The organism is Rhodococcus sp. HM1, assembly GCF_023218075.1.
Classification (GTDB): Bacteria; Actinomycetota; Actinomycetes; order Mycobacteriales; family Mycobacteriaceae; genus Rhodococcus.
The window spans coordinates 1-22,883 of sequence record NZ_JALPTB010000028.1; the positions used below are offsets into that span (position 1 = coordinate 1).

The following is a 22,883-nucleotide window of genomic DNA, read 5'->3' on the forward strand; positions in this document are numbered from 1 at the left end:
CGAACAGCTTGCGGATCTCGTAGAGCTCCTTGCTCGAGCACTGCAGGATGTCCGTGCCGTCGATGACGATCGATCCCTGCTCCGGGCGGAGCAGGCCGATCAGCGACTTCAGGAACACCGACTTACCCGTACCGGACGGGCCCAGCAGCGCACTGACCTCACCCGCGGGCAGCGTCAGCGTGACGTCCTGCCAGATCCTCTGTGAGCCGAACGACTTGGTGAGCCCCTCGACCGCTACCTCAACTCCCACCGTTACCTCCACACCTCTCCGACACGGTCCCCACCTGTGGGTCGCGTCACTCTATCGCATCGGAGTGGTACCTGTGACACCGGATCCTACCCAAGAGTAAGAAAGGTGGTCAACGCCGGCGACATACCCTGACTTATGTTGTGACCTGCGCTGATGCGACGCACGTCACTCGGTTCGTCGCCAACATAGCGCCACGGGTTCGATCCCGCAGGCCAACCCGCCGGAGAGCCGGAAAACACGAAAAAGGGCCGTTTCCCGCGGACCTCACGGTCCGGGGAAACGACCCTGTTCACACTCGAACGCCGGTCACCCGGCGAGCAGCGCAGGAACAGCCGTCTTACTTGACGGTGACCTTGGCGCCTGCCTCCTCGAGCTTCGCCTTGGCAGCGTCGGCAGCGTCCTTGGCGACCTTCTCCAGGATCGGCTTCGGAGCACCCTCGACGAGGTCCTTGGCTTCCTTCAGGCCCAGGCCGGAGACGATCTCGCGGACGACCTTGATGACCTGGATCTTCTTGTCGCCGGCACCCTCGAGGATGACGTCGAACTCGTCCTGCTCGGACTCGGCCTCGGCAGCGGCGGCCGGAGCGCCGGCAGCGGCAACGGCGACCGGAGCAGCAGCGGTGACCTCGAAGGTCTCCTCGAATGCCTTCACGAACTCCGAGAGCTCGAGCAGGGTCAGTTCCTTGAACGCGTCGAGCAGCTCTTCGGTGGTGAGCTTCGCCATGATGGCGGTCCTTCCTGTAAGTCCCTCGTCGCTGATCCGCGACCGTGGGATGGTGCGTGCCGGAGCACGCGTGGATGTGTCAGTGATTCGCGGTGACGCGGATCAGCTTCAGGCGGCCTCTTCGGCCTTCTTCTCCTGCAGGGCGGCCGCCAGGCGAGCCACCTGCGAAGCAGGAGCGTTGAACAGGCCTGCGGCCTTTGCCAGGTTGCCCTTCATCGCGCCTGCGAGCTTGGCCAACAGCACCTCGCGGGACTCGAGGTCCGCGATCTTGTTGACCTCGTCCACGGACAGCACAGCGCCGTCCATGTACCCGCCCTTGACGACGAGTGCCTTGTTGTCCTTCGCGAAGTTCTTCAGAGCCTTCGCGGCGTCGACGGGCTCACCGGCGATGAACGCGATCGCGGTGGGTCCGACGAACAGATCGTCAAGGCCCTCGACGCCTGCCTCAGCGGCAGCACGCTTGACGAGGGTGTTCTTGGCGACGGAGTAGGTGGCACCCTCTCCGAGAGCGCGTCGCAGCTGGGTAAGACTTCCGACCGACAGACCGCGGTACTCCGTGATCACGGCGGCCGTCGAGTTCTTGAACTGCTCGGTGATCTCCGCAACCGCGGAAACCTTCTCGGGCTTTGCCATACTTCGCCTCCTCTCAGTAACAGTCGTTTTCCCGTCCGTCCCGTGCGGGACGTCCCACTTACGAAAACCGCACGGCCGGAAACGACGAACGCCCCGGTGCAGGACACACGGGGCGCAGAAGGAGAAGGCTCACACGATTCGCGCGTCGCCGCGCGATATGTCCACATCTCCCCTTACCTCGTTCACCTGCGTGGGCCGCCGGACGATTCTCCGGACCTTCAACCGAATCCGCACGCGGACCCGGTAACCAACGGTCTTGGGTAGAACATGATCGGGGTGAAGATCGGCACAATGCCGAACTACGCAGGAAAGAGTACCGGACTCCGTCCCGGGAATGCAAAACGGGCCCCGGACGCCCCCTGCAATGCGAACGGCCGGCCCGGACGCGAGGTCCGGGCCGGCCGTTCGTGCTTCGAGAGCGTGTCGTCGACCTTACTGGTCGGCGTCCTCGAGGAGGTTACGCGTACGCGCCGGATCCACCGGGATGCCCGGGCCGGTGGTCGTCGCGATCGTGACCTTCTTGAGGTAGCGACCCTTCGCGGAGGACGGCTTGGCCCGCAGGACCTCGTCCAGCGCAGCCGCGTAGTTCTCCACCAGCTTGGCGTCGTCGAACGAGGCCTTGCCGATCACGAAGTGCAGGTTCGCATTCTTGTCGACGCGGAAGTTGATCTTGCCGCCCTTGATGTCGGTGACAGCCTTCGCGACATCCGGGGTGACCGTGCCGGTCTTCGGGTTCGGCATCAGACCACGCGGGCCGAGGACACGCGCGATGCGGCCGACCTTGGCCATCTGGTCCGGGGTGGCGATCGCGGCGTCGAAATCGAGCCAGCCGCCCTGGATCCGCTCGATCAGGTCCTCGGCACCGACGACATCGGCGCCGGCGGCCTCGGCCTCGGCGGCCTTCTCGCCGACCGCGAACACGATGACGCGGGCGGTCTTACCCGTGCCGTGCGGCAGGTTGACCGTGCCGCGCACCATCTGGTCGGCCTTGCGGGGGTCCACACCGAGACGCATCGCGACCTCGACGGTGGCGTCGTAGTTCTTCGACGACGTCTCCTTGGCCAGCTTCGCAGCCGCGAGCGGGCTGTAGAGGGTGGAGGCGTCGATCTTCTCAGCGGCGGCGAGGTACGCCTTGCTGCGCTTTGCCATGTTCTGTCCTAACTTCTCACCGTACGGTGAATGGTTCGGTCGTGGTAACGGGCCTGGCAGGCCCTCCCACGGGTTCCTGCTGTGGGCGTCAGCCCTCGACCGTGATGCCCATCGAGCGCGCGGTGCCGGCGATGATCTTCGCGGCGGCCTCGATGTCGTTGGCGTTCAGGTCTTCCTGCTTGGTCTTGGCGATCTCGCGCACCTGGTCCATGGTGACCTTGGCGACCTTGGTCTTGTGCGGCTCGCCGGAGCCCTTCTGCACACCCGCAGCCTTGAGCAGCAGCTTCGCCGCCGGCGGGGTCTTCAGCTTGAAGTCGAACGAACGGTCCTCGTAGACCGTGATCTCGACCGGCACGACGTTGCCGCGCTGCGACTCGGTCGCGGCGTTGTAGGCCTTGCAGAACTCCATGATGTTGACGCCGTGCTGACCCAGCGCGGGGCCGACCGGCGGAGCCGGGTTGGCCTGACCGGCCTGGATCTGGAGCTTGATGAGCCCGGCAATCTTCTTCTTCTTCGGGGGCATCTCTATTCCTAGTTTCTTGCTCGGTGTGGTTCTTGCGTATTGCTACTGCAAGTTCTGTGGGGTCCGATCCCGGAGCAGGTCAGATCTTGGAGACCTGGTTGAACGACAGCTCCACGGGGGTTTCGCGACCGAAGATCGACACCAGGACCTTGAGCTTCTGCTGCTCGGCGTTGACCTCGCTGATCGACGCGGGCAGCGTCGCGAACGGCCCGTCCATCACGGTCACGGACTCGCCGACCTCGAAGTCCACCTCGATCGTGGGCTTGGCGGCGGCCGCGGTGGCCTCGCCGGTCGTCGCCGCGCCGGCGGCCGGCTTCTTCTTCGACTGCTGCGGCAGTAGGAACTTGACGACCTCCTTGATCGTCAGCGGCGACGGACGCGAGGTCGCGCCGACGAAGCCGGTGACGCCGGGGGTGTTGCGCACCGCGCCCCACGACTCGTCGTTCAGTTCCATGCGCACCAGGATGTAGCCGGGCAGCACCTTGCGGTTGACCTGCTTGCGCTGGCCGTTCTTGATCTCGGTGACCTCTTCCGTCGGCACCTCGACCTGGAAGATGTACTCCGCGAGGTCCAGGTTCTGCACGCGGGTCTCGAGGTTGGCCTTCACCTTGTTCTCGTAACCGGCGTACGAATGCACGACGTACCAGTCGCCGGGCTCGAGGCGCAGCTGCTTCTCGAGAGCCTCGGCGGGATCCACCTCGGCCTCGGCTTCGGCCGCTTCTTCGACGGTCTCGATGCCCGCCTCTGCCGACTCCTCGGCCGCTTCCGCGGTCGCGGTGTCGTCGACAAAGACCTCGTCCGAAACGCTCTCCTCGGCCGAAGGCTCGTATGAGTCGTTCTCGGGGGTGCTCACCGGGGCACTTTCCTCTCGTCGATCACAATTCGCCGGCACGCGTACGCGCTAGCCGAACAACCAGCTGACGCCCTTCACGAACGCCAGATCAATTCCAAAGATGAATGCGGTCATGACCGTCACGAAGACCACGACGACCGTCGTGTAGGTGACGAGCTGCTTGCGATTGGGCCAGATGACCTTCCGCAGCTCGGCGATGACCTCGCGGAAGAAGCGCCGCAGACGCTTGAAGATGTTCTCGGGCTTCTTCGCGCCGGATTTTCCGGACTTTCCGGCGGGGGCCTTCGTGGCGACCGCGGTAGCCGAACGTCCCGACCCGGCGGCAGCGCGCGGGGAATCGGGGGAACGTCGACCGGAACGCTTGCCGCTCGGCCGGGAGGACGGAGAGGAAACGCCGGGGGTTGCGTCGGTTGCAGTCCGGCCGTCGCGGGGATCGGTGATCCCGGCGGTGTTGCCGTCGCGCGTACCGCGCTCCTCGCTCACATCGTTCCTCTCGGTCGCTGGCCGTCCGGGTGCAGGGGCGACAGGACTTGAACCTGCAACCTGCGGTTTTGGAGACCGCTGCTCTGCCAGTTGAGCTACGCCCCTTTGGTCGACCTCACCGGAGAACCGGCGTCTTCGGTCGACCCATCCGTGACCACATGACACGCGCGCCACCCAATCGGTCTGTACAAGCACCGAAGAGCAGCGCGCTGCGCTATGCGATCCCAGAAGCCTTAGTGTACTTCATAGCCCCGGAACAAACCCAATCCGCCCGGCACTCAGGCCAGACGAACCGTTGCGGTGGCCCGTCCGAAGATCTTACGCCCCTCGGACTTGGCCACGATCGCGACCACTGCTGTCTTGCTGGCTTCGTCCACCGACCTGATCTTGCCGGTGAACTCCACCTCGGCGGCCTTGTCGGCCTCCACGTAGACCGGGCTGGTGAAACGGACGTTGTATTCCGTTACCGCACCCGGATCTCCGAGCCACTCTGTCACGAAGCCGGCCGCGATGCCCATGGAGAGCATGCCGTGACCGACGACTCCGCGCAACCCGGCAAGTTCTGCAACCTTGTCGCTCCAGTGGATCGGGTTGGGATCACCCGACACACCCGCGTAGTTGACGAGGTTGCCGCGGGTCAGCGTGACGACCCGCGGGGGCAGCTCGTCTCCGACCGAAACGTCCTCGAACCTACGAAGCGACATGCATCATCACATCCTTGACCGCGTGGGCGATGTTGGCGTCCACCTCGCCGCCGGTGCGACCGACCAGCGTCGTCCATGTGGTCAGCACGAGGTTGTCGTGCTGGTCCGTGATGATGTTCTTGGTGGTGATGATGTCACTGCCGGCAGCCTGACGGAAATCGTCGAGGTGCACATCGCAGAACAGTCGATCACCGACCTGGATCGGGCGATGGAACACGATCCGTTGATCGGTCTGCATGATCTGGCTCAAGTCGTAGCCGACGACGATCTCTTCGAACAACTTGCGCTGGGCGATCATGCCGATGATCGAGACGAAGGTCAGCGGGGCGATGAGACCGTCGTAACCGAGGCCCTTCGCTGCTTCCTCGTCGTAGTGTGCCGGATTGGGATCCAGCACGGCGCGTGCATACTCGCGCACCTTCTCCCGGCCGACCTCGTAGAAGTCCTCGACCCGGTAGTGGTGACCGACCATGGACGCAGCGTGAGCCGCGACATCGAACGGGATCCCGGCCTGTTCGGTCACGTCCACGATGTTCTCTTCACTCACCAGTGTGTCCGTCATACGAAAAACCCCCCGCAAATCCACCCTGACGTCTGTGACGTGGGCAGTTCTGCGGAGAGCTCACGCGTCGACGTCGACCTGTTGACTACTTCGACTCGCGGTGCGCCTGGTGGCTGCCGCAGTTCGGGCAGAACTTCTTCAGTTCCAGCCGGTCGGGGTCGTTGCGACGGTTCTTCTTGGTGATGTAGTTGCGGTGCTTGCACACCTCGCAGGCCAGAGTGATCTTCGGCCGAACGTCAGTTGAGGAGGCCACGGGATGCCTTCTTTCGCGTAAATCCGATCTTCGTCAGATCAGGGTGGTTCATTCTACTTTGGTAGCGGTGACCGGACTTGAACCGGCGACGCAACGATTATGAGTCGTTTGCTCTACCAACTGAGCTACACCGCCTCGGTGTCGAGTGTCGCGCGAAATAGGGCGGCACCACAATCCAGCGAGCCCCCTGACGGAATCGAACCGTCGACCTTTTCCTTACCATGGAAACGCTCTGCCGACTGAGCTAAGGGGGCGTGGCCGCCGTTCGCATCTCTGCTCCCTGCGGCCTCCAAAAGATTACACACACTCGCCCCCAGTACAAAATCAGCAGGTCAGAGCGCATAAATCGGGCATTCGACCACCCTGTCCGATGTGCCCGTACGAAGCTTCGTGCGTCCGTCCGGCAGCCCGGCGTGCCGGCTGCACCGCACTCACCCACCACCGGTGCTCACCACCGGTCCACCGCCGCCCGATCGTCGTCCCCGATGCGCCCGGCGCGGGCCGGAGAGGTGGCAGGCGGGGATGCAGGAGTCGGGGCGACGCACCGGCTCGGAAAGACGGAGTTCGGGATACGGAAACGACCCGGAAATGCAGAACGGCCCCGATCCGTGAAGATCGGGGCCGTTCCGGTGGCAGGTGTAGGATTCGAACCTACGTAGGCGTAAGCCGACGGATTTACAGTCCGCTCCCATTGGCCGCTCGGGCAACCTGCCTGGTGTGCGATCCGGGACCGTGTCCCTGACGCGTTGGAAGAATACAACGCACACCCCCCTGGAATGCAAACCGGGTGGATACGGGGGGTTACGACCCGATAGCGTCGGCATGGAACCTGTACAGAACTCGATCCGAAGTGGAGTGCCTCGTGGCTGATTCGTCGTTCGATGTGGTGAGCAAGGTCGACCGGCAGGAGGTGGACAACGCGCTGAACCAGGCCGCGAAGGAACTCGCGACCCGCTTCGACTTCCGCAACACCGATGCCTCGATCGAATGGTCCGGTGACGAGTCCATCACTCTCACCGCGAACACCGAGGACCGTTTGCTCGCCGCCCTCGACGTCTTCAAGGAGAAACTGATCCGCCGCGACCTGTCGCTCAAGTCGTTCGACGCGGGCGAGCCGTCCCAGTCCGGCAAGGTCTACAAGCTGACCGGCACCCTCGTGCAGGGCATCAGCCAGGAGAACGCGAAGAAGATCTCCAAGCTGATCCGCGACGAGGGCCCGAAGGGCATCAAGGCGCAGATCCAGGGCGACGAACTGCGCGTCTCCGGCAAGAAGCGCGACGACCTGCAGGCCGTGATCGCGCTGCTCAAGAACGCCGACCTGGACGTGGCCCTGCAGTTCGTCAACTACCGCTAGGCCCTGTACCGGGCACACAGACCGCCCGGGCGCCGTTCGCGGCCTGCGCTGACCCCGACCGTCAGCGCAGGCCGGCCAGGCGCTCGAGACGCTCGATCCGGTCCGCCATCGGCGGATGCGTCGAGAACAACTGGCCGACCTTGTCGCCCGCCCGGAACGGGTTGGCGATCATCATGTGCGACTGCGCCGCGATGCGCGGTTCCGGCGGCAGCGGAGCCGCCTGCGTGCCGCGCTCGAGCTTGCGCAGGGCCGACGCCAACGCCAGTGGATCGCCGGTCAGCTCGGCGCCCGACTGATCGGCCTGATACTCCCGCGACCGGGACACCGCCAGCTTGACCACCGTCGCCGCGATCGGACCCAGCAGCGACACCAGCAGCAACGCAAAGGGATTCGCGCCGTCCCGGTTCCCGCCGAAGGCGCCCGCGAACATCGCGAAGTTCGCCAGACCGGAGATCACCGCGGCCATCGCCCCCGCCACCGACGAGATCAGGATGTCCCGGTTGTAGACGTGGGAGAGCTCGTGCCCGAGCACCGCCCGCAACTCCCGCTCGTTGAGGATGTCCAGGATCCCGCTCGTGCAGCACACGGCCGCATGCCGCGGATTGCGGCCGGTCGCAAAGGCATTGGGCGCGTTGGTGGGGCTGACATACAGGCGCGGCATCGGCTGGTGCGCCGTCGTCGCGAGTTCCCGCACGATCCGGTAGATCACCGGGGCCTGCACCTCGGTGATCGGCTGCGCGTGCATCGCCTTGAGCGCCAGCTTGTCGCTGTTGAAGTAGGCGTACGCGTTCATGCCCACGGCGAAGACGATGGACAGGATCAGGATCGTCGGATTCCGGAACAGGGAGCCGATGAACACGATCAGCGCCGACATGCCGATCAACAGCACGGCCGTCTTCATACCGTTCGCATACCCGTGCACCTGGCACCCCTTCCCGATCCCACAGAGCCCTGTGCCGTTCAACGACCCTGTGTCGTTCAACGAACCGGGGCACGCACCGGGTTCCCGGGGAGTGGACCCCGCCGAATTATCCGACCCGGGCGATCGTGTAGTCCACCAAACGAGACAAAGCGTCGTTCGCCGGACCCTGCGGGAGCGCCGCCAGTTCGGCGTGCGCGCGATCCGCGTACTCCTTCAGCGTGCGCTTGGCCGCCGCCATGCCCGGTGAACGCACGAGCAGCTCGAGAGCCTCGGCGACGAGATCCTCGTCGCTCACGGGTCCGACGAGAATCTCACGCAGACGATCGGCATCCGGCCCGGACTCCCGCAGCGCGTACAGCACCGGCAGGGTGTGCACGCCCTCGCGCAGGTCGGTTCCCGGAGTCTTCCCGGATTCGGTGGACACCGACGCGATGTCGATGATGTCGTCGGCGATCTGGAAGGCCGTGCCGACCGCGTCCCCCAGCCGCTCGAGCCTGGCGATGTGCTCGGCGTCGGCACCGGAGAAGGTTCCCCCGAAGCGACCGCACGCCGCGATGAGCGAACCCGTCTTCTCCCACACCACCCGCAGGTAGTGCTCGATCGGGTCCTGTTCCTGCCGCGCCCCGATCGTCTCGCGCATCTGACCCGTCACCAGCTCGGCGAACGTCTCGGCGATGATCTGCACGGCGGATGGCCCCAGCGTCGACACCAGCCGCGAGGCGTGCGCGAACAGGTAGTCGCCCGCGAGAATCGCGATGCTGTTGCCCCAGCGGGCATTCGCGCTCGGCGCGCCCCGGCGCATCGCCGCCTCGTCCATCACGTCGTCGTGGTACAGCGTCGCCAGGTGCACGAGCTCCACGACCGTCGCCGCCGTCACCAGCGACGGATCCGTCGGATTCGGCCCGAGCTGACCGGTCAGCACCGTGAACAGCGGGCGGAAACGCTTACCTCCCGCCTTCGCCAGATGCAGTGCTGCCTCGGTCAGGAAGTCTTCGCCGTCGGACAGTTCCTGCACGAGCAGTTCCTCGACCCGGACGAGTCCGTCCCGCACGGTGGCCGCCAGGTCCGGATCGCCGAGATCGACCCCGGCCACCACGGTTCCCGACACCGAGCCGGACGAACCGGCGGTCTGCGCCGCCCCCTCAGTGCTCACGATGAAGTACCCATCCTGTTCTGTCGCCTCGGCTCCACCGTAGTGAACCTAGCCGTTCCCCCGGTCGGCCACCTCGTCGAGGCACCGAACCTACACCTGACAAGATGGGCACGTGGTGGAACAACCCTCCGCGCGCGCGTCGCGCCAGGCCGACAATGCCCTGCCCGAAACCACCGATGTCCTCGTCATCGGTGCTGGTCCCGCCGGTTCGTCCGCCGCGGCCTGGGCCGCCCGGAAGGGACACGACGTATTGCTCGTCGACGCGGCGACCTTCCCGCGCGACAAGACGTGCGGCGACGGCCTGACCCCGCGTGCCGTCGCTGAACTCGACCGCCTCGGGCTCGGCGACTGGCTGCGCACCCACACCGTCAACCGCGGCCTGCGCCTCGAAGGTTTCGGGCAGCGCCTCGAACTGCCGTGGCCCGACGGCTCGTTCCCCACCCAGGGCAGCGCGGTCCCGCGCACCGAACTCGACGACCGCCTCCGCCGCGCCGCCGTCGACGCCGGGGCACACATGGTCGACGGCGCGAAGGCCGTCTCGGTCGACCGCGACGGCGACCGCATCACCGCCGTGACGATGCGCACGTCCGCCGGACTCCGGACCGTCGCATGCCGGCGCCTCGTCGTCGCGGACGGCGTCCGCTCCCCGCTGGGCAAGATCCTCGGCCGGACCTGGCACCGCGACACCGCCTACGGCGTCGCGGCCCGCGCCTACGCCGCCTCCCCGCGTAGCGACGACCCGTGGATCACCTCGCACCTCGAACTGCGCGATCCCTCCGGCGCGCTGCAGCCCGGATACGGCTGGGTCTTCCCGCTCGGAACCGGCGAGGTGAACATCGGCGTCGGAACCCTCGCGACGTCCGCCCGTCCGGCGTCGGGGTCGCTGCGCCCGCTCATCGACCTGTACGCCTCGCAGCGCCGCCCCGAATGGGGACTCGGCGAGGTGACCCGGGTGGCGTCCGCGCTGCTGCCGATGGGTGGTGCCGTCAGTGGGATCGCCGGACGCAACTGGGCCCTCATCGGCGACGCCGCCGCGTGCGTGAACCCGCTCAACGGCGAAGGCATCGACTACGGACTCGAAGGCGGCCGTCTCGTCGCCCGGGTCCTCGACTCCGACGACCTCACCCACCTGTGGCCGGCGCTCCTGCGGGAACGCTACGGACGCGCATTCTCGGCGGCCCGGCGGCTCGCGGGCCTGCTCACCATCCCGCAGTTCCTGCCCGCGACCGGGCCGATCGCGATGCGCTCGCGGGCACTCATGACGGTCGCGGTACGGGTCATGGGCAACCTCGTCACCGACGCCGACGCCGACCTCGTCGCCCGCGCGTGGCGGACGGGTGGGCGCACCTCGATGTACTGGGACCGGCGGCCCCTGTTCGCCTGAAGCGCTCTACCCGAGCGCCGTGCAGCTCTATCGGACTGCGCTGTGCAGCGCTCTATCGGACTGCGCTGTGCAGCGCGACGATCCCACCGGTGAGATTGCGCCACCGCACCGACTTCCACCCGGCCGCCTCGATCCGCAGCGCCAGTTCCCGCTGGTCCGGCCAGGCGCGGATGGACTCGGCCAGGTAGACGTACGCATCCGGGTTGCTGCTCACCGCGCGGGCGACGCGCGGCAACGCCCGCATGAGGTACTCCATGTACACCGTGCGCACCGGCTCACGGACCGGCGTGGAGAACTCGGACACCACGAGCCGTCCACCCGGCTTGGTGACCCGCGCGATCTCGCGGAGCCCGGCATCGAAGTCGGAGACGTTCCGCAGCCCGAACGAGATGGTGGCGGCGTCGAAGACGGCGTCGGCGAACGGCAGCTTCATGGCGTCCCCGGCGACCATCGGCACCTGACGGAAACTGCCGGCCTTCAGCATGCCGATCGAGAAATCGGTGGCGACGACCCACGCTCCGGAGCGTCCCAGTTCGACGGTCGACACGCCGGTGCCGGCGGCGAGATCGAGGACCCTCTCCCCCGGCTTCAGATCCAGCGCCGCGCGCGTCGCCCGGCGCCATCCGCGGTCCTGCCCGAACGACAGCACCGTGTTGGTCAGGTCGTATCGCTCGGCGACACCGTCGAACATGGACGCGACCTCGCGCGGATCCTTGTCGAGGGATGCACGTGATCCGTGAGTAGTTGCCACGGCCGAAACGTTACCCGCTATGCCCGACGGCGCAGGTACAGCAGTACCGGCGTCGCGATCAGCCAGGTGACGACGATCACGGACCCGGCGGGCACGATCGCGACGCGCGCGTCCCGGCCGGTGACACGGACCAGGTCCGGTTCGCTGCGGGCGTATTCGACGGCGATGCGCTGCCCGACCGTGAGGCCGGTCGGATAGAGCACCCCGAGTTCCGGGTTGTGGGTGACGCCGTCCGGTGTGACGAAGCTGATCGCCGAGCGCAGGGAACCGGCCGAGAGCACCTCGGCGGTCGCCGTTCCGGTGTCGGCGCCGATGATCCGGTCGTTGCGCCACGCGCCGAGCACGAGGATCACGGCGAGCACCGAGACGGCGATCGCGACGGCGAGCACCGCACGGCGGGCCCGCACGTCGGCGGTCGGGCCGGGCACGGCGGCGGCTGGGGTGGCGGTCACGCCCGCGACCTCACAGCTGCGCCCGCACGGCCGCGTGGAGTTCACGCAGGCCGGCGCGGTCGGTCGCGACCTCGAGCACGCGGATGCCACCGGCGGGAACCGTCGGGTCGGCGAGCGCGGCGGTCAGTCCGGGCAGATCGACGCGGGTGTGCGGGACGCGGTAGGCGGCGCACAGCGCGGCCAGGTCCATGCCGTGCGGGGTGCCGAAGACGCGTTCGAACACCCCCGCGTACTGGGGGTCACCCTGTTCGAGCAGCTCGAAGATGCCGCCACCGTCGTCGTTCGCGACCACGATCGTCAGATCGCGGGGACGCGGTTCGGCGGTGCCGATCAGCAGACCGGACGCGTCGTGCAGGAATGTCAGGTCGCCGAGCAGCGCGACCGTGCGGCCGTCCTCGTAGGCGAGGGCGGCACCGACCGCGGTGGAGACGGTGCCGTCGATTCCGGCGACCCCGCGGTTCGACAGCACGGTCACGCCCTGCTTGGGGTAGCTCACGAGCGCGGCGTCGCGTACCGGATTCGACGCGCCGAGCAGGAGCTGGTCGCCGGGGCGCAGCGCGTCGGTGACGGCCGCGGCGACGTGCAGGCCGGTCGCTTTCGGATGCCGGTCCAGCTGGGTGCGCACCGCCTTGTCGGTGTGCGCGGTCAGCCGCCGGCAGCGGTCGAGCCATGCCGGATCGGGGGTGCCGGTGACGACCGCACGGGTGCCGGTGGCCAGCACGTTGCCGGACACGTCGGGCCAGCGCGGCCCGGTGGTGAGTGCGTACACCTGCACGGACGGGTCCGCGAGCAGCTTCGACACGGGCCGGTGCAGCGTCGGCCGGCCGGTGACGACGGCCTGGCGGGGCTGAAGCTGCGGCAGGGCCATCGGGTGGACGGGGATGCCGTGCATCGGCGCGGTGGGTTCGGCGACGGTGGGCAGCCCCGCCAGTTCCGGCCGGTATGCCGAACCGTGCCCGGAGATCACGACGGTGTCGTCGGTGACGTCGAGTTCGAGCGGCACGTCGAGGGTGGCGTGCGTCGTGGTGGTCCAGGCGCTGCCGTCGGCGCGACCTTCCGGCACCGGCCCCTGCGCGTGCACGTCGGGGACGAGCGGTTCACGCAGCGGAATGTCGAAGTGCACGGGACCCGCGTTGCCGGAGCGGGTGCCGCGCGCGGCGGCGAGGACGCGGCTGACGGCCGACCGCCACTGGCTGTTCTGTTCGAGACCCTCGGCCAGGCCCAGGCTGATCGTCGCCCTGACCTGGCTGCCGAACAGTCCGAGCTGCTCCACGGTCTGGTTGGCGCCGGAACCGAGCAGCTCGTACGGCCGGTTCGCGCTGAGCACGACGAGCGGCACGCGGGCGTAGTTCGCTTCGAGGACGGCCGGCCCGAGGTTCGCGACCGCGGTGCCGGAGGTCATGACGACCGGCACGGGCCGGCCGGACGAGAGCGAGAGGCCGATGGCGAGGAACCCGGCGGTGCGCTCGTCGATGCGCATGTGCAGCCGCAGCCGGCCGGCCGTGTCTGCCGCCTGCAACGCGAACGCGAGCGGCGCGTTGCGCGAGCCCGGGCACAGGACCACGTCGCGAACACCGCCTCGGGCGAGTTCGTCGACGACTGCGGTGGCCTGGGCGGTGGACGGATTCACGGCGTCCAGCGTAGTTCGGCGTTCGCTGCGGACAGCCGTCCCCCGGCCGATCGGGAGGGGTGTCACAGTACGAATGTGCGCGGAGCCCGGCGAGAATGGGCGCATGCGCACAGTCTTCGAGCCCGCCGAGCTCAGCCCCGGTCGCTTCTACCGGCTTCTCACGGCGACGATCGTCCCGCGTCCGATCGCGTGGGTGTCGACGGTCTCGGCCGACGGTGTGGCCAACGTCGCGCCCTACAGTTTCTTCACGGTCGCGAGCGTCGCGCCGCCGGTGGTGCAGTTCACGTCGGTGGGCCGCAAGGACAGTGTCCGCAACATCGAGGAGACCGGCGAGTTCGTGATCAACATCGCGACCGTGCCGTTGATGGAGCAGGTCAACGAGACCTCGGCCGGGTTCGCGCACGACGTCGACGAGTTCGCGCAGGTGGGTCTGCGGGCCGAATGCAGCGAGCGGGTGCATCCGCCGCGGGTCGCCGAGTCCCCGGCTTCGATCGAGTGCACGCTGCACCGGATCATCGAGGTCGGTGACTGTTTCGTGGTGATGGGTGACGTGGTGGCGGTCACGGTACGGCCCGACGTGCTCGCCGAGGACGGGGCGCCGGATTTCGCCGCGCTCGCCCCGGCCAGCCGTCTCGGGCGCACCGAATGGGGATTGACACCACAGGTCCGCACGCTCGAGCGTCCCGAGTTCTGAGCGTCCCGGCTGGCACACTCCGGTCGTGGACAGTCGCGTCGTACTCGGTTTCATCGCAATCTTCGCCGGCCTGATCGCCGGTGCGGCGCTGTTCGTGCCATTCGTCGCGGTGAGCTATCGCCGCCGGGGCAGGGTCTCGGTCGGGCGGCTGGCGGTGTGGGTGGCTGCCCTCGTCTATTTCTGGGCGCTCTGGGCCTACACCCTGCTGCCGTTGCCCGATCCGCAGACGCTGATGTGTGCCGGGACCAACACGGACCTCTTCGCGTCGGTCGACGATCTGAGGGGCGCGTGGTCGAATGCCGGGGGCCGTCCCACCGCCCTTCTCGGTGACGCGGCATTTCTTCAGCTGGCTCTGAACGTCCTGTTGTTCGTTCCCCTCGGTTTCCTTGTCCGGATACTCGGGGGCCGCGGACTCGCGGTGGCGGCCGCGCTCGGGTTCGCGACGTCGCTGTTCGTCGAACTCACCCAGCTGACCGGGATGTGGGGCGCGTACGACTGCGCGTACCGGGTGTTCGACGTCGACGATCTGCTCACGAACACCGTCGGTGCGGTGCTGGGCTCGCTGCTGGCTCTCGCGGTTCCGCGCGGGCTCGCGGGCCGCTCCGGCGACGCCGACCCGGGGGAACCGCGGCCGGTCACCGTGCCGCGCCGGTTGCTGGCGATGGCGTGCGACTGGATCGGCTACGTGCTGACGACGTTCACGGTGGCGGTCGCGGTGAGGGCCTACCTGATCTATCTGGCCGACGATCGCGCGACCGCGGTCGACGGGCCGGTGTCGACGATCGTCGGCGGTGGCGTCGCGCTCGCGGCGTGGTTGCTCGCCACCCTCGTCACCGGCGCCTCTCCCGGCGATCACGTGGTGCGGCTGCGGTACACGGGCGGGTCGATGCCCGTGGCGTTCTCGCGGCTGCTGCGGTTCCTCGGCGGCATCGGCGGGTACGGCCTGTTCGACCTGCTCCCCGAGCGGTGGAACGGCCTGGTCACCGCGTTCGCGTGCGTCGCGGTCCTGGCGGCGGTGTTCACCCGCAACGGCCGTGGTCTGCCGGGTGTGCTGACCGGGCAGGAACTCGTGGACAGTCGCGCACCCGAACGGACACCGGTCGACATAGGTTAGGCTCGGCTGACCTCAGGAGGTGGACATGGCCGATCGAGCCCGGACCGCGGCGCGCAGGACCTCGAAGTTCCTCAAACCGGCCACGCGCGAACTCGTGCGCGCCCGGGTGCTGGCGTCCGAGCGGATCAGCCCCTCCTTCGTCCGCCTCACCGTCGGCGGGGAACGCCTCTCGAGCATCGCCCCGATGGGGTTCGACCAGTGGTTCCGCATGCTGTTCCCGGACGCCGGGCAGAGCGAACTGCATCTGCCGATCGCGGACGACGACCAGTGGTGGCCGGGGCTCCAGGCCATGCCCGCCGACATCCGCCCGGTGCTGCGCAACTACACGATCCGCCGCTACCGCCCGGCCGGCGCGGGACGGTTCGGGGACACCGCGGAGATCGACATCGACTTCGCCTCGCACGGCGATCCGGGCCCGGCGTCGGTGTGGGCCGACACCGTCCGGCCCGGCGACGAGCTGGCGCTGCTCGACGAGGGCATCATCTATCAGCCGGTTCCCGAGGCGCGGTGGCAACTTCTCGTCGGCGACGAGAGCGCCCTGCCCGCGCTGGCGGGGATCCTGGATTCGGCGGAGTTCGACATGCCGGTCGAGGTGTTCGTGGAGGTCGCCGATCCGGACGACGTCACGGCGCAGAATCTGCAGACCGCGCCCCACGTGCGGGTGCACACGGTCGTGCGGCCGGATCCGGACACACGCCCGGGCACCGCGGTGATCGAGGCGGTGCGGGCGGCGGATCTGCCGGACGGGCCGGGTTATGCGTTCGTGGCCGGTGAATCCGAGCTGGCCACGGGTGTGCGGCGGCACCTCGTGCGCGACCGCGGACTACCGAAGTCGGCGGTGACCTTCACCGGGTACTGGAACCACGGCGCGGCCGCCTACTGAGCCGACGACGAAAGAGGTGATGCCTTCCCGGACCCGTCCCCGCCCCGAGACCGGAAAGGCATCTACTGCTCAGCTCAGCCGGCGTGCTTCTGGATGAGCGCACCCAGGCGCGGCAGCGCCTCGGCGACGTGCTTCTGTGCCGACCCGCGCAGCGAGTCGTACACCTTCTTGACGGCGGTCTTGGACGAGCCGGCGATGCGCTCGTCCGTCACGCCCAGGAGCGCGTTCGAGACCTCGTCCTCGCGGGCGACGAGGAAGTCGGCGAACGATCCGTTGCCGCCGAACTCGTTCCAGAACGGCTGGATCTTCTCGACGAACTCGGGCAACAGCCCTTCGATCGCACCCGGCACGATCGACGGTCCCACCTTCTTCACCGCGGCGTATCCACCCTTGAGGGCGAGACCCGAGGCGCCCTTCTTGTCCGAGACCTCAGCATCGATCAGAGCCTCGACATCGGCGATGACTGCCGGGAACTTGTCGGCGCCGAGCAGAGCATCACCCAGAGCTGCAACCACTTTCACTGCCTCCATACATGGGACTTGTGTGACCATTGGGACGCCCGAACGATATACGACGCCGCAGCTGCAACATACTCCCGAGTTATCCGAGCAGCGCGTGGCAGCGCCGGAGCCGGTCCGTCCACCACCGGACCCGCTCGCCGGAAGCCCTCACCTCGGCAAGCCTGGCCGGATCGGGCGCGATCGCGCCGACCGGGATCACCCCGTCGGCCATCGCCCTCACCGGTGCCACATCGGCTGTGAAGAAGTTACCGGTGCCCAGGCCACAGGCGTACGGCAGGTCCGGCAGTGCTGCAGCGGCGGCCAGTCCCGAGCCCATGCCGACCGCGGAATCGAGCGCGCTCGACACCACGACGGGCACCCCGTGCTCGGCCAGCTCGGCAGCGAGGGCCAGGAGCCGCCGGGCCCCACCGAGAGGTGCGACCTTGACCACAGCGACGTCGGCACCACCCGCGCGGACCACCCGCAACGGATCCTCTGCCCGCCGGATGCTCTCGTCCGCCGCAACCGGCACGTCCGGCAGCCGGCGTCGCAGCTCGACGAGTTCGGGCACGGTGGCGCACGGCTGCTCCGCGTACTCGAGAGGCGCGTCCGCGGTGAGGGCGGTCAGCGCGGTCACGGCCTCGTCGACCTCCCAGCCGCCGTTCGCGTCGACGCGCACGTTGTCGATCAGCTCGCGGACCGCCCGCACCCGCGCAATGTCCTGCGCGAGGTCCTGCCCCTTCTCGGCGACCTTCACCTTCGCGGTCCGTGCCCCGGGGAACCTGGCCAGGATCTCGGGCACGCGGTCCGGGTCGACCGCGGGAACGGTCGCGTTGACCGGCACCGCCGTGCGGCGCGGTTCGGGATCGCCGAGCCAGGCGGATTCGATCGCCGACCGCAGCCAGTGCGCGGCCTCGTCGTCACCGTATTCGGGGAACGGACCGAACTCGCCCCAGCCGGCCGGGCCCTGGATCAGCACGACCTCGCGGGTGGTGATCCCCCGGAACCGCACCCGCATGGGCAGCGACACGACGACCGCGCCGGCGAGGAGCTCGTCGAGCGGGGGCAGGTCGAGCGGAGGCAACACCGGATCGGTCACGGCTGGCCGGGCAGCAACTGGATCATGAGGGCTTCGCAGTCGCACAGCAGCGTGCCGTCGGGTGTGCGCAGCTCCGCGGAGCAGAAGATCTTGCGGCCCTCCACCCGGTCCACCCGGCCCTCGACGACCAACTCGCTTCCGATCGGGGTGATCTTGCGGTAGTTGACGTGCAGATAGCCGGTGCGGGAGATCGGATGTCCGGAAGCGTGCACGACCATGCCGAACAGATCGTCGAACAGCAGCGGGATGACGCCGCCGTGCACGGCGTTGTTCCCCCCGCGATGGAACAGGCGGAACGTGCCGCGCTCGCGGACGCCCTCGGCGTCGAACTTCTCGATGAGCCACGGCGGCTGCAGCAGGCTTCCGCGGCCGGGCAGCTCCGGATTGAACCCGGCCGGCGATTTGCCTTCCGGAACCTGATGCGGCTCGAGGAGGTCGCCGAGGGCCTCGGCCTGCGCGATCGCCTGCTCGACCACGTCGTCCGGAGGGTTGGTCGAGACCGCGAGATCCTGCAGGCGCCGCAGTGCTTCGACGAGCCGCCCGTAGTTCGGACCGGCCTTGACGGGCGTGTACACGGGGAACCCGCCGTGGTGTTCGTGTTCCGTGTCCACCGACCGGTCCGTTTGTTCGCTCATACCGAGCACGTTATCGGCCGCCGAGGATCGGGTCGTGGCGAACCCCACCCTCTAAGGTGACGACGTGACCTTCAATCCTGAGTTGTGGCGCCCGGTCCCGGGCTTCGAGAACCTCACCGACATCACGTACCACCGGCACATCACGCAGGGCACCGTCCGCGTCGCGTTCGACCGGCCCGAGGTGCGCAATGCGTTCCGCCCGCACACCGTCGACGAGCTGTACCGGACGCTCGACCACGCGCGCATGACGTCGGATGTCGGTGCGGTTCTGCTCACGGGCAACGGTCCGAGCCCGAAGGACGGCGGCTGGGCATTCTGCTCGGGCGGCGACCAGCGCATCCGTGGCCGCAGCGGCTACCAGTACGCGAGCGGCGAGACCGCCGACACCGTGGACAAGGCGCGGGCCGGGCGGCTGCACATCCTCGAGGTGCAGCGGCTGATCCGGTTCATGCCGAAGGTCGTGATCGCACTCGTCAACGGCTGGGCCGCCGGCGGCGGGCACAGCCTGCACGTCACGTGCGACCTGACCCTCGCCTCCCGCGAGCACGCCCGCTTCAAGCAGACCGACGCCGACGTGGGCAGCTTCGACGGGGGGTACGGCAGCGCTTACCTCGCGAAGCTGGTCGGGCAGAAGTTCGCCCGCGAGATCTTCTTCCTCGGCGACACCTACACCGCCGAGGAGATGCACCAGATGGGCGCGGTGAACCGGGTCGTCGACCACGACGAGCTCGAGAACGTCGCGCTCGAGTGGGCGGCCAAGATCAACGGCAAGTCCCCGCAGGCGCAGCGCATGCTCAAGTACGCGTTCAACCTGCAGGACGACGGACTCGTCGGGCAGCAGTTGTTCGCGGGTGAGGCCACCCGCCTGGCGTACATGACGGACGAGGCCGTCGAAGGTCGCGACAGCTTCCTCGAGAAGCGCGACCCGGATTGGTCGCCGTTCCCCTGGTACTTCTGACCTCCTCTCCGGTTGCTCGTCTCCGGGCGAGCAACCGGAGAAAGCCGGGCGTTTCGTTCGGCGAATCGGTCGCGAATCCCGGCCGGTCCGGCACACTGTGGTCCATGACCGACCGCGAGCGCCCGGCACCCGAACACACCCGGCCGGACGGAGTCGACGACGCGACGATCGAGGCAGTGGGCAAGCTGTCCGAGGCGCTCGAAACCATCGAACAGGCCCGCGGTCACCTCTATGCCTTCCATCAGCTCATGGGCCGCGGTGATCTGCAGGCCGGCGACGCCGCCGATCTCCTCGAGGCCGCCGGGCACACCGAACTCGCCGAGAAGGTGCGCACCGAACTCGTCGGCCGCAACGTCATCGAGGGGCGGTGGAGTTTCCAGCTCGTCGAGGAGTTCGACGACGGCTACTGGTCGGAGTTCCGGGCTCTGGACTCGGACGTGCGCAGCAAACTGGTCGACGGTCGCCGGCACCTGTTCGAGGCCGAGATGAAAGAGGAACGACGGACCCACGGCCGGCGAGGTCACGAATCGTGCCCCGGCACGCACGAGTAGAGGAAGGAACCCGGAACGTGGAGGTGCTGAGCAGCCGGACGATCCTGCGTCCGCGCGACTACGACGCCGCGCTCGAGTTCTACGGGAAGACGCTCGGTCTCGCGATCTCCCGTGAGTACCCGGGCGGCACGGTGTTCTTCGCCGGGCAGGGGCTGATCGAGATCGCGGGGCACGGCGCGTCCGACGAACCGACCCACTTCGCCGGCGCCCTCTGGCTGCAGGTGCGGGACGTGTACGACGCCGAGGCGGAACTCGTTCTCGCCGGCGTCGAGATCGTGCGGGAGGCCAAGCAGGAACCGTGGGGGTTGCACGAACTGTGGATCGCGGACCCCGACGGCATCCCCATCGTGCTCGTGCAGATTCCCCCGGACCACCCGATCCGCCGCGACACCCGGTAGCGCGGGCGGTGCCGGGAAACCGGGCCGAGGACCGGTCCGGGGCACCCGGGAAAGTAACGATGAGAACAAGATCACATCGCTCGGCGAGTGACTCCTCCCACACGCTGCGACCGGCACCCTCCCGCGACCTCGTGTAACACGTTCGAAACGCTTCGACGTCATCAGAGCTTCGCTGTACTTTTACCTCCCCGCTACAGCAGAATCATGAGATGTGACCGCTGAGCTTGTTGTCCTCCTGGTAGTGGTCGTCACTGCCCTCGCATTCGACTTCACCAACGGATTCCACGACACCGGCAACGCAATGGCCACATCCATCGCCACGGGTGCACTGAAGCCGAAGGTCGCGGTCGCGCTCTCCGCCACCCTCAACCTGGTGGGTGCATTCCTGTCCGTCGAGGTCGCCGCGACCGTCGCGAAGGGCGTCGTCGATCTGGACAGCACCAGCGGTGAGGAACTCCTCATCATCGTCTTCGCAGGCCTCGTCGGCGGCATCCTCTGGAATCTCGCGACCTGGCTGTTCGGCCTGCCCTCCAGCTCGTCGCACGCCCTGTTCGGCGGCCTGATCGGATCGGCACTCGCGGCCATCGGCATCAACGGCGTCGTGTGGGACGGCGTGCTCGGCAAGGTGATCATCCCCGCGTTGCTCGCGCCGGTGGTCGCGGCCCTCGTCGCAACGGTCGGCACCTGGGCGGTGCATCGGCTCACCCACGACATTCCCGAGGATCACCGCACCCGCGGCTTCCGCATCGGGCAGGTCGGGACCGCGTCACTCGTGTCGCTGGCTCACGGCACCAACGACGCCCAGAAGACGATGGGCGTCATCTTCCTCGCGCTGGTGGCCCACGGCACCATCACCGCCGACGCCGAGATGCCGTTCTGGGTCAAGCTCGCCTGCGCGGTCGCGATCGCGCTGGGCACCTACCTCGGTGGCTGGCGGATCATCCGCACCCTCGGCAAGGGCCTCGTCGAGATCTCCCCGCCGCAGGGCATGGCCGCGGAGTCCTCGTCGGCCGCCATCATCCTCACGTCCAGCCATTTCGGTCTGCCGCTGTCGACCACGCACGTCGCGACCGGCTCGATCCTCGGCACCGGACTCGGCACCAAATCGGCCGACGTCCGCTGGGGTGTCGCCGGGCGCATGGCCGTGGCCTGGCTGATCACGCTGCCGTCGGCCGCGCTGGTCGGCGCGATCTGCTGGGGCATCGCAAACCTGATCGGTGGCCTCCCCGGTGTCCTGGTGGTGTTCGCGATCCTCTGCGCTCTGGCACTGTTCATGTATCTGCGGTCGCGTAAGCAGCCGATCGACGCCTCCAACGTCACCGCCGAGTGGGAGGGCGGAAACAAAGGCACCGCCTCCGGCGCCCACACCGTGTCGACGGATCCCGACGCGCGGCCGGCCGGGTCGAAGGGGCGCCTGTGAATCTCCTGGTCCACACCCTGAGTTCCCTCTGGCAGGTCGTGCTGGTCGGACTGATCTTCGGTGCCGGTCTTCCGGCACTGTTCGCCCTCGGAATGCGGTCGCTGGCGTCGGGCGGTACCGATGAGAACGCCGGTCCCACCCTCATCGGCAAGGCCGGTGCAATTGTCTGCTTCGCTGTGGTTGTGATTGCCATCATTGCGGGAATACTGCTGTTGACTGCCGACTTCCTGTCCAGCAGTTTCGGCATCAACCTGTTCTGATCGCACACCACGAAAGAAGCCCAGTGTCCAAGTATTCGCTCCGCTCGGTCCTCGACTGGCTGCGCGCCGGCTACCCGGAAGGCATTCCGGCAAAGGACCACTTCGCGCTGCTCGCGGTGCTTCGGAGACGGCTGACCGACGAAGAGATCGCCCAGGTCGTCGAACTGTCCATCGCTACTGCGCACGAACGTCCCGATCGTCACGTCGACTACGACACCCTCAAACAAATCATCGCGGGGGTCCTGCACGAGGAGCCCACGGAGGAGGATGTCGAGCGGGTCACCGCACGTCTCGCCGAAGGCGGATGGCCGGTGACGTCCGGCGAGGACGCCGCCTCTGCCGAGGACACCGCCTCTGCCGAGAACACCTCTTCCACCGAGGGCACCGCCACCGGCGGAGCGGCCCCCGCTCCCGACACCGCCGTGGCCGACGAACCCGCCCCGGGCGACGACCCGGCCTCCGACGACACGACCCGGAACGACACCGCCCGGAACGACACGACCGGGAACCACACGAGCGGGAACCACAGGACCGAGGACGAAACGGCCCAGGACGGCACGGCCGAGAAGGAAGAAGCCGCCCACGGACCGG

At 68.0% G+C, this 22,883-nt stretch carries 28 protein-coding genes, 4 tRNA genes and 1 pseudogene; 11 read left to right on the forward strand and 22 right to left on the reverse strand.

Annotated elements, in window-relative coordinates:
* The 14 genes from M1M07_RS15765 to M1M07_RS15830 form a co-directional block, all read right to left on the reverse strand.
* The coding region (locus M1M07_RS15765) for an ATP-binding cassette domain-containing protein (protein WP_248674848.1) at positions 1-250 on the reverse strand (250 nt) is incomplete at its 3' end.
* A gap of 337 nt (positions 251-587) precedes the next feature.
* A complete protein-coding gene (gene rplL / locus M1M07_RS15770) occupies positions 588-974 on the reverse strand; it encodes a 50S ribosomal protein L7/L12 (RefSeq protein WP_003937621.1) in 387 nt (128 codons plus the stop codon).
* A 108-nt stretch (positions 975-1,082) separates the two neighbouring features.
* Positions 1,083-1,607 carry a 50S ribosomal protein L10 gene (gene rplJ, locus M1M07_RS15775; protein WP_197250541.1) on the reverse strand — a complete coding sequence of 175 codons (525 nt, stop codon included), beginning with the start codon at positions 1,605-1,607 and terminating at the stop codon, positions 1,083-1,085.
* A gap of 432 nt (positions 1,608-2,039) precedes the next feature.
* The gene (gene rplA, locus M1M07_RS15780) at positions 2,040-2,756 is read right to left on the reverse strand and encodes a 50S ribosomal protein L1 (RefSeq protein WP_197250542.1); all 717 of its coding nucleotides are present in this window, start codon (positions 2,754-2,756) and stop codon (positions 2,040-2,042) included.
* Positions 2,757-2,844: 88 nt separating this feature from the next.
* On the reverse strand, positions 2,845-3,279 hold the full coding sequence (gene rplK / locus M1M07_RS15785) for a 50S ribosomal protein L11 (RefSeq protein WP_006552290.1): 435 nt from the start codon (positions 3,277-3,279) through the stop codon (positions 2,845-2,847).
* A gap of 79 nt (positions 3,280-3,358) precedes the next feature.
* Complete coding sequence (gene nusG / locus M1M07_RS15790) at positions 3,359-4,132, reverse strand: transcription termination/antitermination protein NusG (RefSeq protein ID WP_248674849.1); 774 nt, start codon at positions 4,130-4,132, stop codon at positions 3,359-3,361.
* 48 nt (positions 4,133-4,180) lie between these two features.
* Complete coding sequence (gene secE, locus M1M07_RS33030; protein ID WP_248674850.1) at positions 4,181-4,615, reverse strand: preprotein translocase subunit SecE; 435 nt, start codon at positions 4,613-4,615, stop codon at positions 4,181-4,183.
* A 32-nt stretch (positions 4,616-4,647) separates the two neighbouring features.
* Positions 4,648-4,720: transfer RNA gene (locus tag M1M07_RS15800), tRNA-Trp, on the reverse strand.
* A 173-nt stretch (positions 4,721-4,893) separates the two neighbouring features.
* Complete coding sequence (hadB, locus tag M1M07_RS15805) at positions 4,894-5,319, reverse strand: (3R)-hydroxyacyl-ACP dehydratase subunit HadB (protein ID WP_197250543.1); 426 nt, start codon at positions 5,317-5,319, stop codon at positions 4,894-4,896.
* Positions 5,306-5,881 (reverse strand): (3R)-hydroxyacyl-ACP dehydratase subunit HadA, encoded by a 576-nt coding sequence (hadA, locus tag M1M07_RS15810; protein ID WP_197250544.1) that lies wholly within the window; start codon positions 5,879-5,881, stop codon positions 5,306-5,308. Before hadA ends, hadB begins: the two co-directional genes overlap by 14 nt.
* 85 nt (positions 5,882-5,966) lie before the next feature.
* Complete coding sequence (rpmG, locus tag M1M07_RS15815; RefSeq protein ID WP_068156180.1) at positions 5,967-6,134, reverse strand: 50S ribosomal protein L33; 168 nt, start codon at positions 6,132-6,134, stop codon at positions 5,967-5,969.
* Positions 6,135-6,193: 59 nt separating this feature from the next.
* Positions 6,194-6,269, reverse strand: a tRNA-Met gene (locus M1M07_RS15820).
* Positions 6,270-6,315: 46 nt separating this feature from the next.
* Positions 6,316-6,388, reverse strand: a tRNA-Thr gene (locus M1M07_RS15825).
* Positions 6,389-6,764: 376 nt separating this feature from the next.
* Positions 6,765-6,847: transfer RNA gene (locus M1M07_RS15830), tRNA-Tyr, on the reverse strand.
* 149 nt (positions 6,848-6,996) lie between these two features.
* Here M1M07_RS15830 and M1M07_RS15835 point away from each other — a divergent pair.
* Positions 6,997-7,488 (forward strand): YajQ family cyclic di-GMP-binding protein, encoded by a 492-nt coding sequence (locus M1M07_RS15835; protein ID WP_197250545.1) that lies wholly within the window; start codon positions 6,997-6,999, stop codon positions 7,486-7,488.
* Positions 7,489-7,549: 61 nt separating this feature from the next.
* On the opposite strand, the gene htpX is transcribed toward M1M07_RS15835, so the two are convergent.
* Together htpX and M1M07_RS15845 are read right to left on the reverse strand one after the other, a co-directional pair.
* A complete protein-coding gene (htpX, locus tag M1M07_RS15840; RefSeq protein WP_308200806.1) occupies positions 7,550-8,410 on the reverse strand; it encodes a zinc metalloprotease HtpX in 861 nt (286 codons plus the stop codon).
* A 106-nt stretch (positions 8,411-8,516) separates the two neighbouring features.
* A complete protein-coding gene (locus M1M07_RS15845; RefSeq protein ID WP_197250547.1) occupies positions 8,517-9,563 on the reverse strand; it encodes a polyprenyl synthetase family protein in 1,047 nt (348 codons plus the stop codon).
* A gap of 112 nt (positions 9,564-9,675) precedes the next feature.
* Between M1M07_RS15845 and M1M07_RS15850 the strand changes: the two genes are divergently transcribed.
* Positions 9,676-10,947: a geranylgeranyl reductase family protein gene (locus tag M1M07_RS15850; RefSeq protein ID WP_308200807.1), complete on the forward strand. Its 1,272-nt coding sequence runs from the start codon at positions 9,676-9,678 to the stop codon at positions 10,945-10,947.
* 52 nt (positions 10,948-10,999) lie between these two features.
* Here the strand turns inward: M1M07_RS15850 and M1M07_RS15855 are convergent, their stop codons facing one another.
* Genes M1M07_RS15855 through menD form a run of 3 tightly spaced genes read right to left on the reverse strand, consistent with a single transcriptional unit; the run spans position 11,000 to position 13,780 of the window.
* Positions 11,000-11,698, reverse strand: coding sequence for a demethylmenaquinone methyltransferase (locus M1M07_RS15855; protein ID WP_197250549.1), 699 nt, complete (start codon positions 11,696-11,698; stop codon positions 11,000-11,002).
* Between the two features lie 17 nt (positions 11,699-11,715).
* Positions 11,716-12,150, reverse strand: coding sequence for a DUF3592 domain-containing protein (locus tag M1M07_RS15860; protein WP_248674852.1), 435 nt, complete (start codon positions 12,148-12,150; stop codon positions 11,716-11,718).
* Positions 12,151-12,160: 10 nt separating this feature from the next.
* Positions 12,161-13,780, reverse strand: a complete 1,620-nt coding sequence (gene menD, locus M1M07_RS15865) for a 2-succinyl-5-enolpyruvyl-6-hydroxy-3-cyclohexene-1-carboxylic-acid synthase (RefSeq protein ID WP_248674853.1) — start codon at positions 13,778-13,780, stop codon at positions 12,161-12,163.
* A 103-nt stretch (positions 13,781-13,883) separates the two neighbouring features.
* Between menD and M1M07_RS15870 the strand changes: the two genes are divergently transcribed.
* Genes M1M07_RS15870 through M1M07_RS15880 form a run of 3 tightly spaced genes read left to right on the forward strand, consistent with a single transcriptional unit; the run spans position 13,884 to position 16,471 of the window.
* Complete coding sequence (locus tag M1M07_RS15870; RefSeq protein WP_197250550.1) at positions 13,884-14,474, forward strand: flavin reductase family protein; 591 nt, start codon at positions 13,884-13,886, stop codon at positions 14,472-14,474.
* A gap of 25 nt (positions 14,475-14,499) precedes the next feature.
* Positions 14,500-15,588 (forward strand): VanZ family protein, encoded by a 1,089-nt coding sequence (locus M1M07_RS15875; RefSeq protein ID WP_197250551.1) that lies wholly within the window; start codon positions 14,500-14,502, stop codon positions 15,586-15,588.
* Positions 15,589-15,613: 25 nt separating this feature from the next.
* Complete coding sequence (locus tag M1M07_RS15880; protein ID WP_248674854.1) at positions 15,614-16,471, forward strand: siderophore-interacting protein; 858 nt, start codon at positions 15,614-15,616, stop codon at positions 16,469-16,471.
* Positions 16,472-16,545: 74 nt separating this feature from the next.
* Here the strand turns inward: M1M07_RS15880 and M1M07_RS15885 are convergent, their stop codons facing one another.
* The 3 genes from M1M07_RS15885 to M1M07_RS15895 form a co-directional block, all read right to left on the reverse strand.
* Entirely contained in the window at positions 16,546-16,986 is a 441-nt protein-coding gene (locus tag M1M07_RS15885; protein WP_197250552.1) for a hypothetical protein, read from the reverse strand.
* 85 nt (positions 16,987-17,071) lie between these two features.
* Positions 17,072-18,070, reverse strand: coding sequence for an o-succinylbenzoate synthase (locus M1M07_RS15890; RefSeq protein WP_307845992.1), 999 nt, complete (start codon positions 18,068-18,070; stop codon positions 17,072-17,074).
* Complete coding sequence (locus tag M1M07_RS15895; protein WP_197250553.1) at positions 18,067-18,705, reverse strand: PaaI family thioesterase; 639 nt, start codon at positions 18,703-18,705, stop codon at positions 18,067-18,069. The genes M1M07_RS15890 and M1M07_RS15895 overlap by 4 nt, the downstream gene beginning before the upstream one ends.
* Before the next feature lie 64 nt (positions 18,706-18,769).
* On the opposite strand from M1M07_RS15895, the gene M1M07_RS15900 reads away from it, so the two are divergent.
* The 6 genes and pseudogenes from M1M07_RS15900 to M1M07_RS15925 form a co-directional block, all read left to right on the forward strand.
* Positions 18,770-19,663 carry a 1,4-dihydroxy-2-naphthoyl-CoA synthase gene (locus M1M07_RS15900; RefSeq protein WP_197250554.1) on the forward strand — a complete coding sequence of 298 codons (894 nt, stop codon included), beginning with the start codon at positions 18,770-18,772 and terminating at the stop codon, positions 19,661-19,663.
* 104 nt (positions 19,664-19,767) lie between these two features.
* Positions 19,768-20,214, forward strand: a complete 447-nt coding sequence (locus M1M07_RS15905; protein ID WP_197250555.1) for a hypothetical protein — start codon at positions 19,768-19,770, stop codon at positions 20,212-20,214.
* A gap of 17 nt (positions 20,215-20,231) precedes the next feature.
* Complete coding sequence (locus M1M07_RS15910) at positions 20,232-20,612, forward strand: VOC family protein (RefSeq protein ID WP_197250556.1); 381 nt, start codon at positions 20,232-20,234, stop codon at positions 20,610-20,612.
* 211 nt (positions 20,613-20,823) lie between these two features.
* The gene (locus tag M1M07_RS15915) at positions 20,824-22,032 is read left to right on the forward strand and encodes an inorganic phosphate transporter (RefSeq protein WP_248674855.1); all 1,209 of its coding nucleotides are present in this window, start codon (positions 20,824-20,826) and stop codon (positions 22,030-22,032) included.
* On the forward strand, positions 22,029-22,292 hold the full coding sequence (locus tag M1M07_RS15920; RefSeq protein WP_197250557.1) for a hypothetical protein: 264 nt from the start codon (positions 22,029-22,031) through the stop codon (positions 22,290-22,292). Before M1M07_RS15915 ends, M1M07_RS15920 begins: the two co-directional genes overlap by 4 nt.
* Before the next feature lie 23 nt (positions 22,293-22,315).
* A pseudogene (locus tag M1M07_RS15925) lies at positions 22,316-22,606 on the forward strand (DUF3349 domain-containing protein); the annotation flags it as partial.
* Between the last annotated feature and the right edge of the window lie 277 nt (positions 22,607-22,883).

What these genes read in the sequence shown, in the direction of transcription:
- rplL (WP_003937621.1), bottom strand. Translation starts at nt 974, where the DNA reads ATGGCGAAGCTCACCACCGAAGAGCTGCTCGACGCGTTCAAGGAACTG.
- rplJ (WP_197250541.1), bottom strand. Translation starts at nt 1,607, where the DNA reads ATGGCAAAGCCCGAGAAGGTTTCCGCGGTTGCGGAGATCACCGAGCAG.
- rplA (WP_197250542.1), bottom strand. Translation starts at nt 2,756, where the DNA reads ATGGCAAAGCGCAGCAAGGCGTACCTCGCCGCCGCTGAGAAGATCGAC.
- rplK (WP_006552290.1), bottom strand. Translation starts at nt 3,279, where the DNA reads ATGCCCCCGAAGAAGAAGAAGATTGCCGGGCTCATCAAGCTCCAGATC.
- hadB (WP_197250543.1), bottom strand. Translation starts at nt 5,319, where the DNA reads ATGTCGCTTCGTAGGTTCGAGGACGTTTCGGTCGGAGACGAGCTGCCC.
- hadA (WP_197250544.1), bottom strand. Translation starts at nt 5,881, where the DNA reads ATGACGGACACACTGGTGAGTGAAGAGAACATCGTGGACGTGACCGAA.
- M1M07_RS15870 (WP_197250550.1), top strand. Translation starts at nt 13,884, where the DNA reads ATGCGCACAGTCTTCGAGCCCGCCGAGCTCAGCCCCGGTCGCTTCTAC.
- M1M07_RS15880 (WP_248674854.1), top strand. Translation starts at nt 15,614, where the DNA reads ATGGCCGATCGAGCCCGGACCGCGGCGCGCAGGACCTCGAAGTTCCTC.
- M1M07_RS15895 (WP_197250553.1), bottom strand. Translation starts at nt 18,705, where the DNA reads ATGAGCGAACAAACGGACCGGTCGGTGGACACGGAACACGAACACCAC.
- M1M07_RS15905 (WP_197250555.1), top strand. Translation starts at nt 19,768, where the DNA reads ATGACCGACCGCGAGCGCCCGGCACCCGAACACACCCGGCCGGACGGA.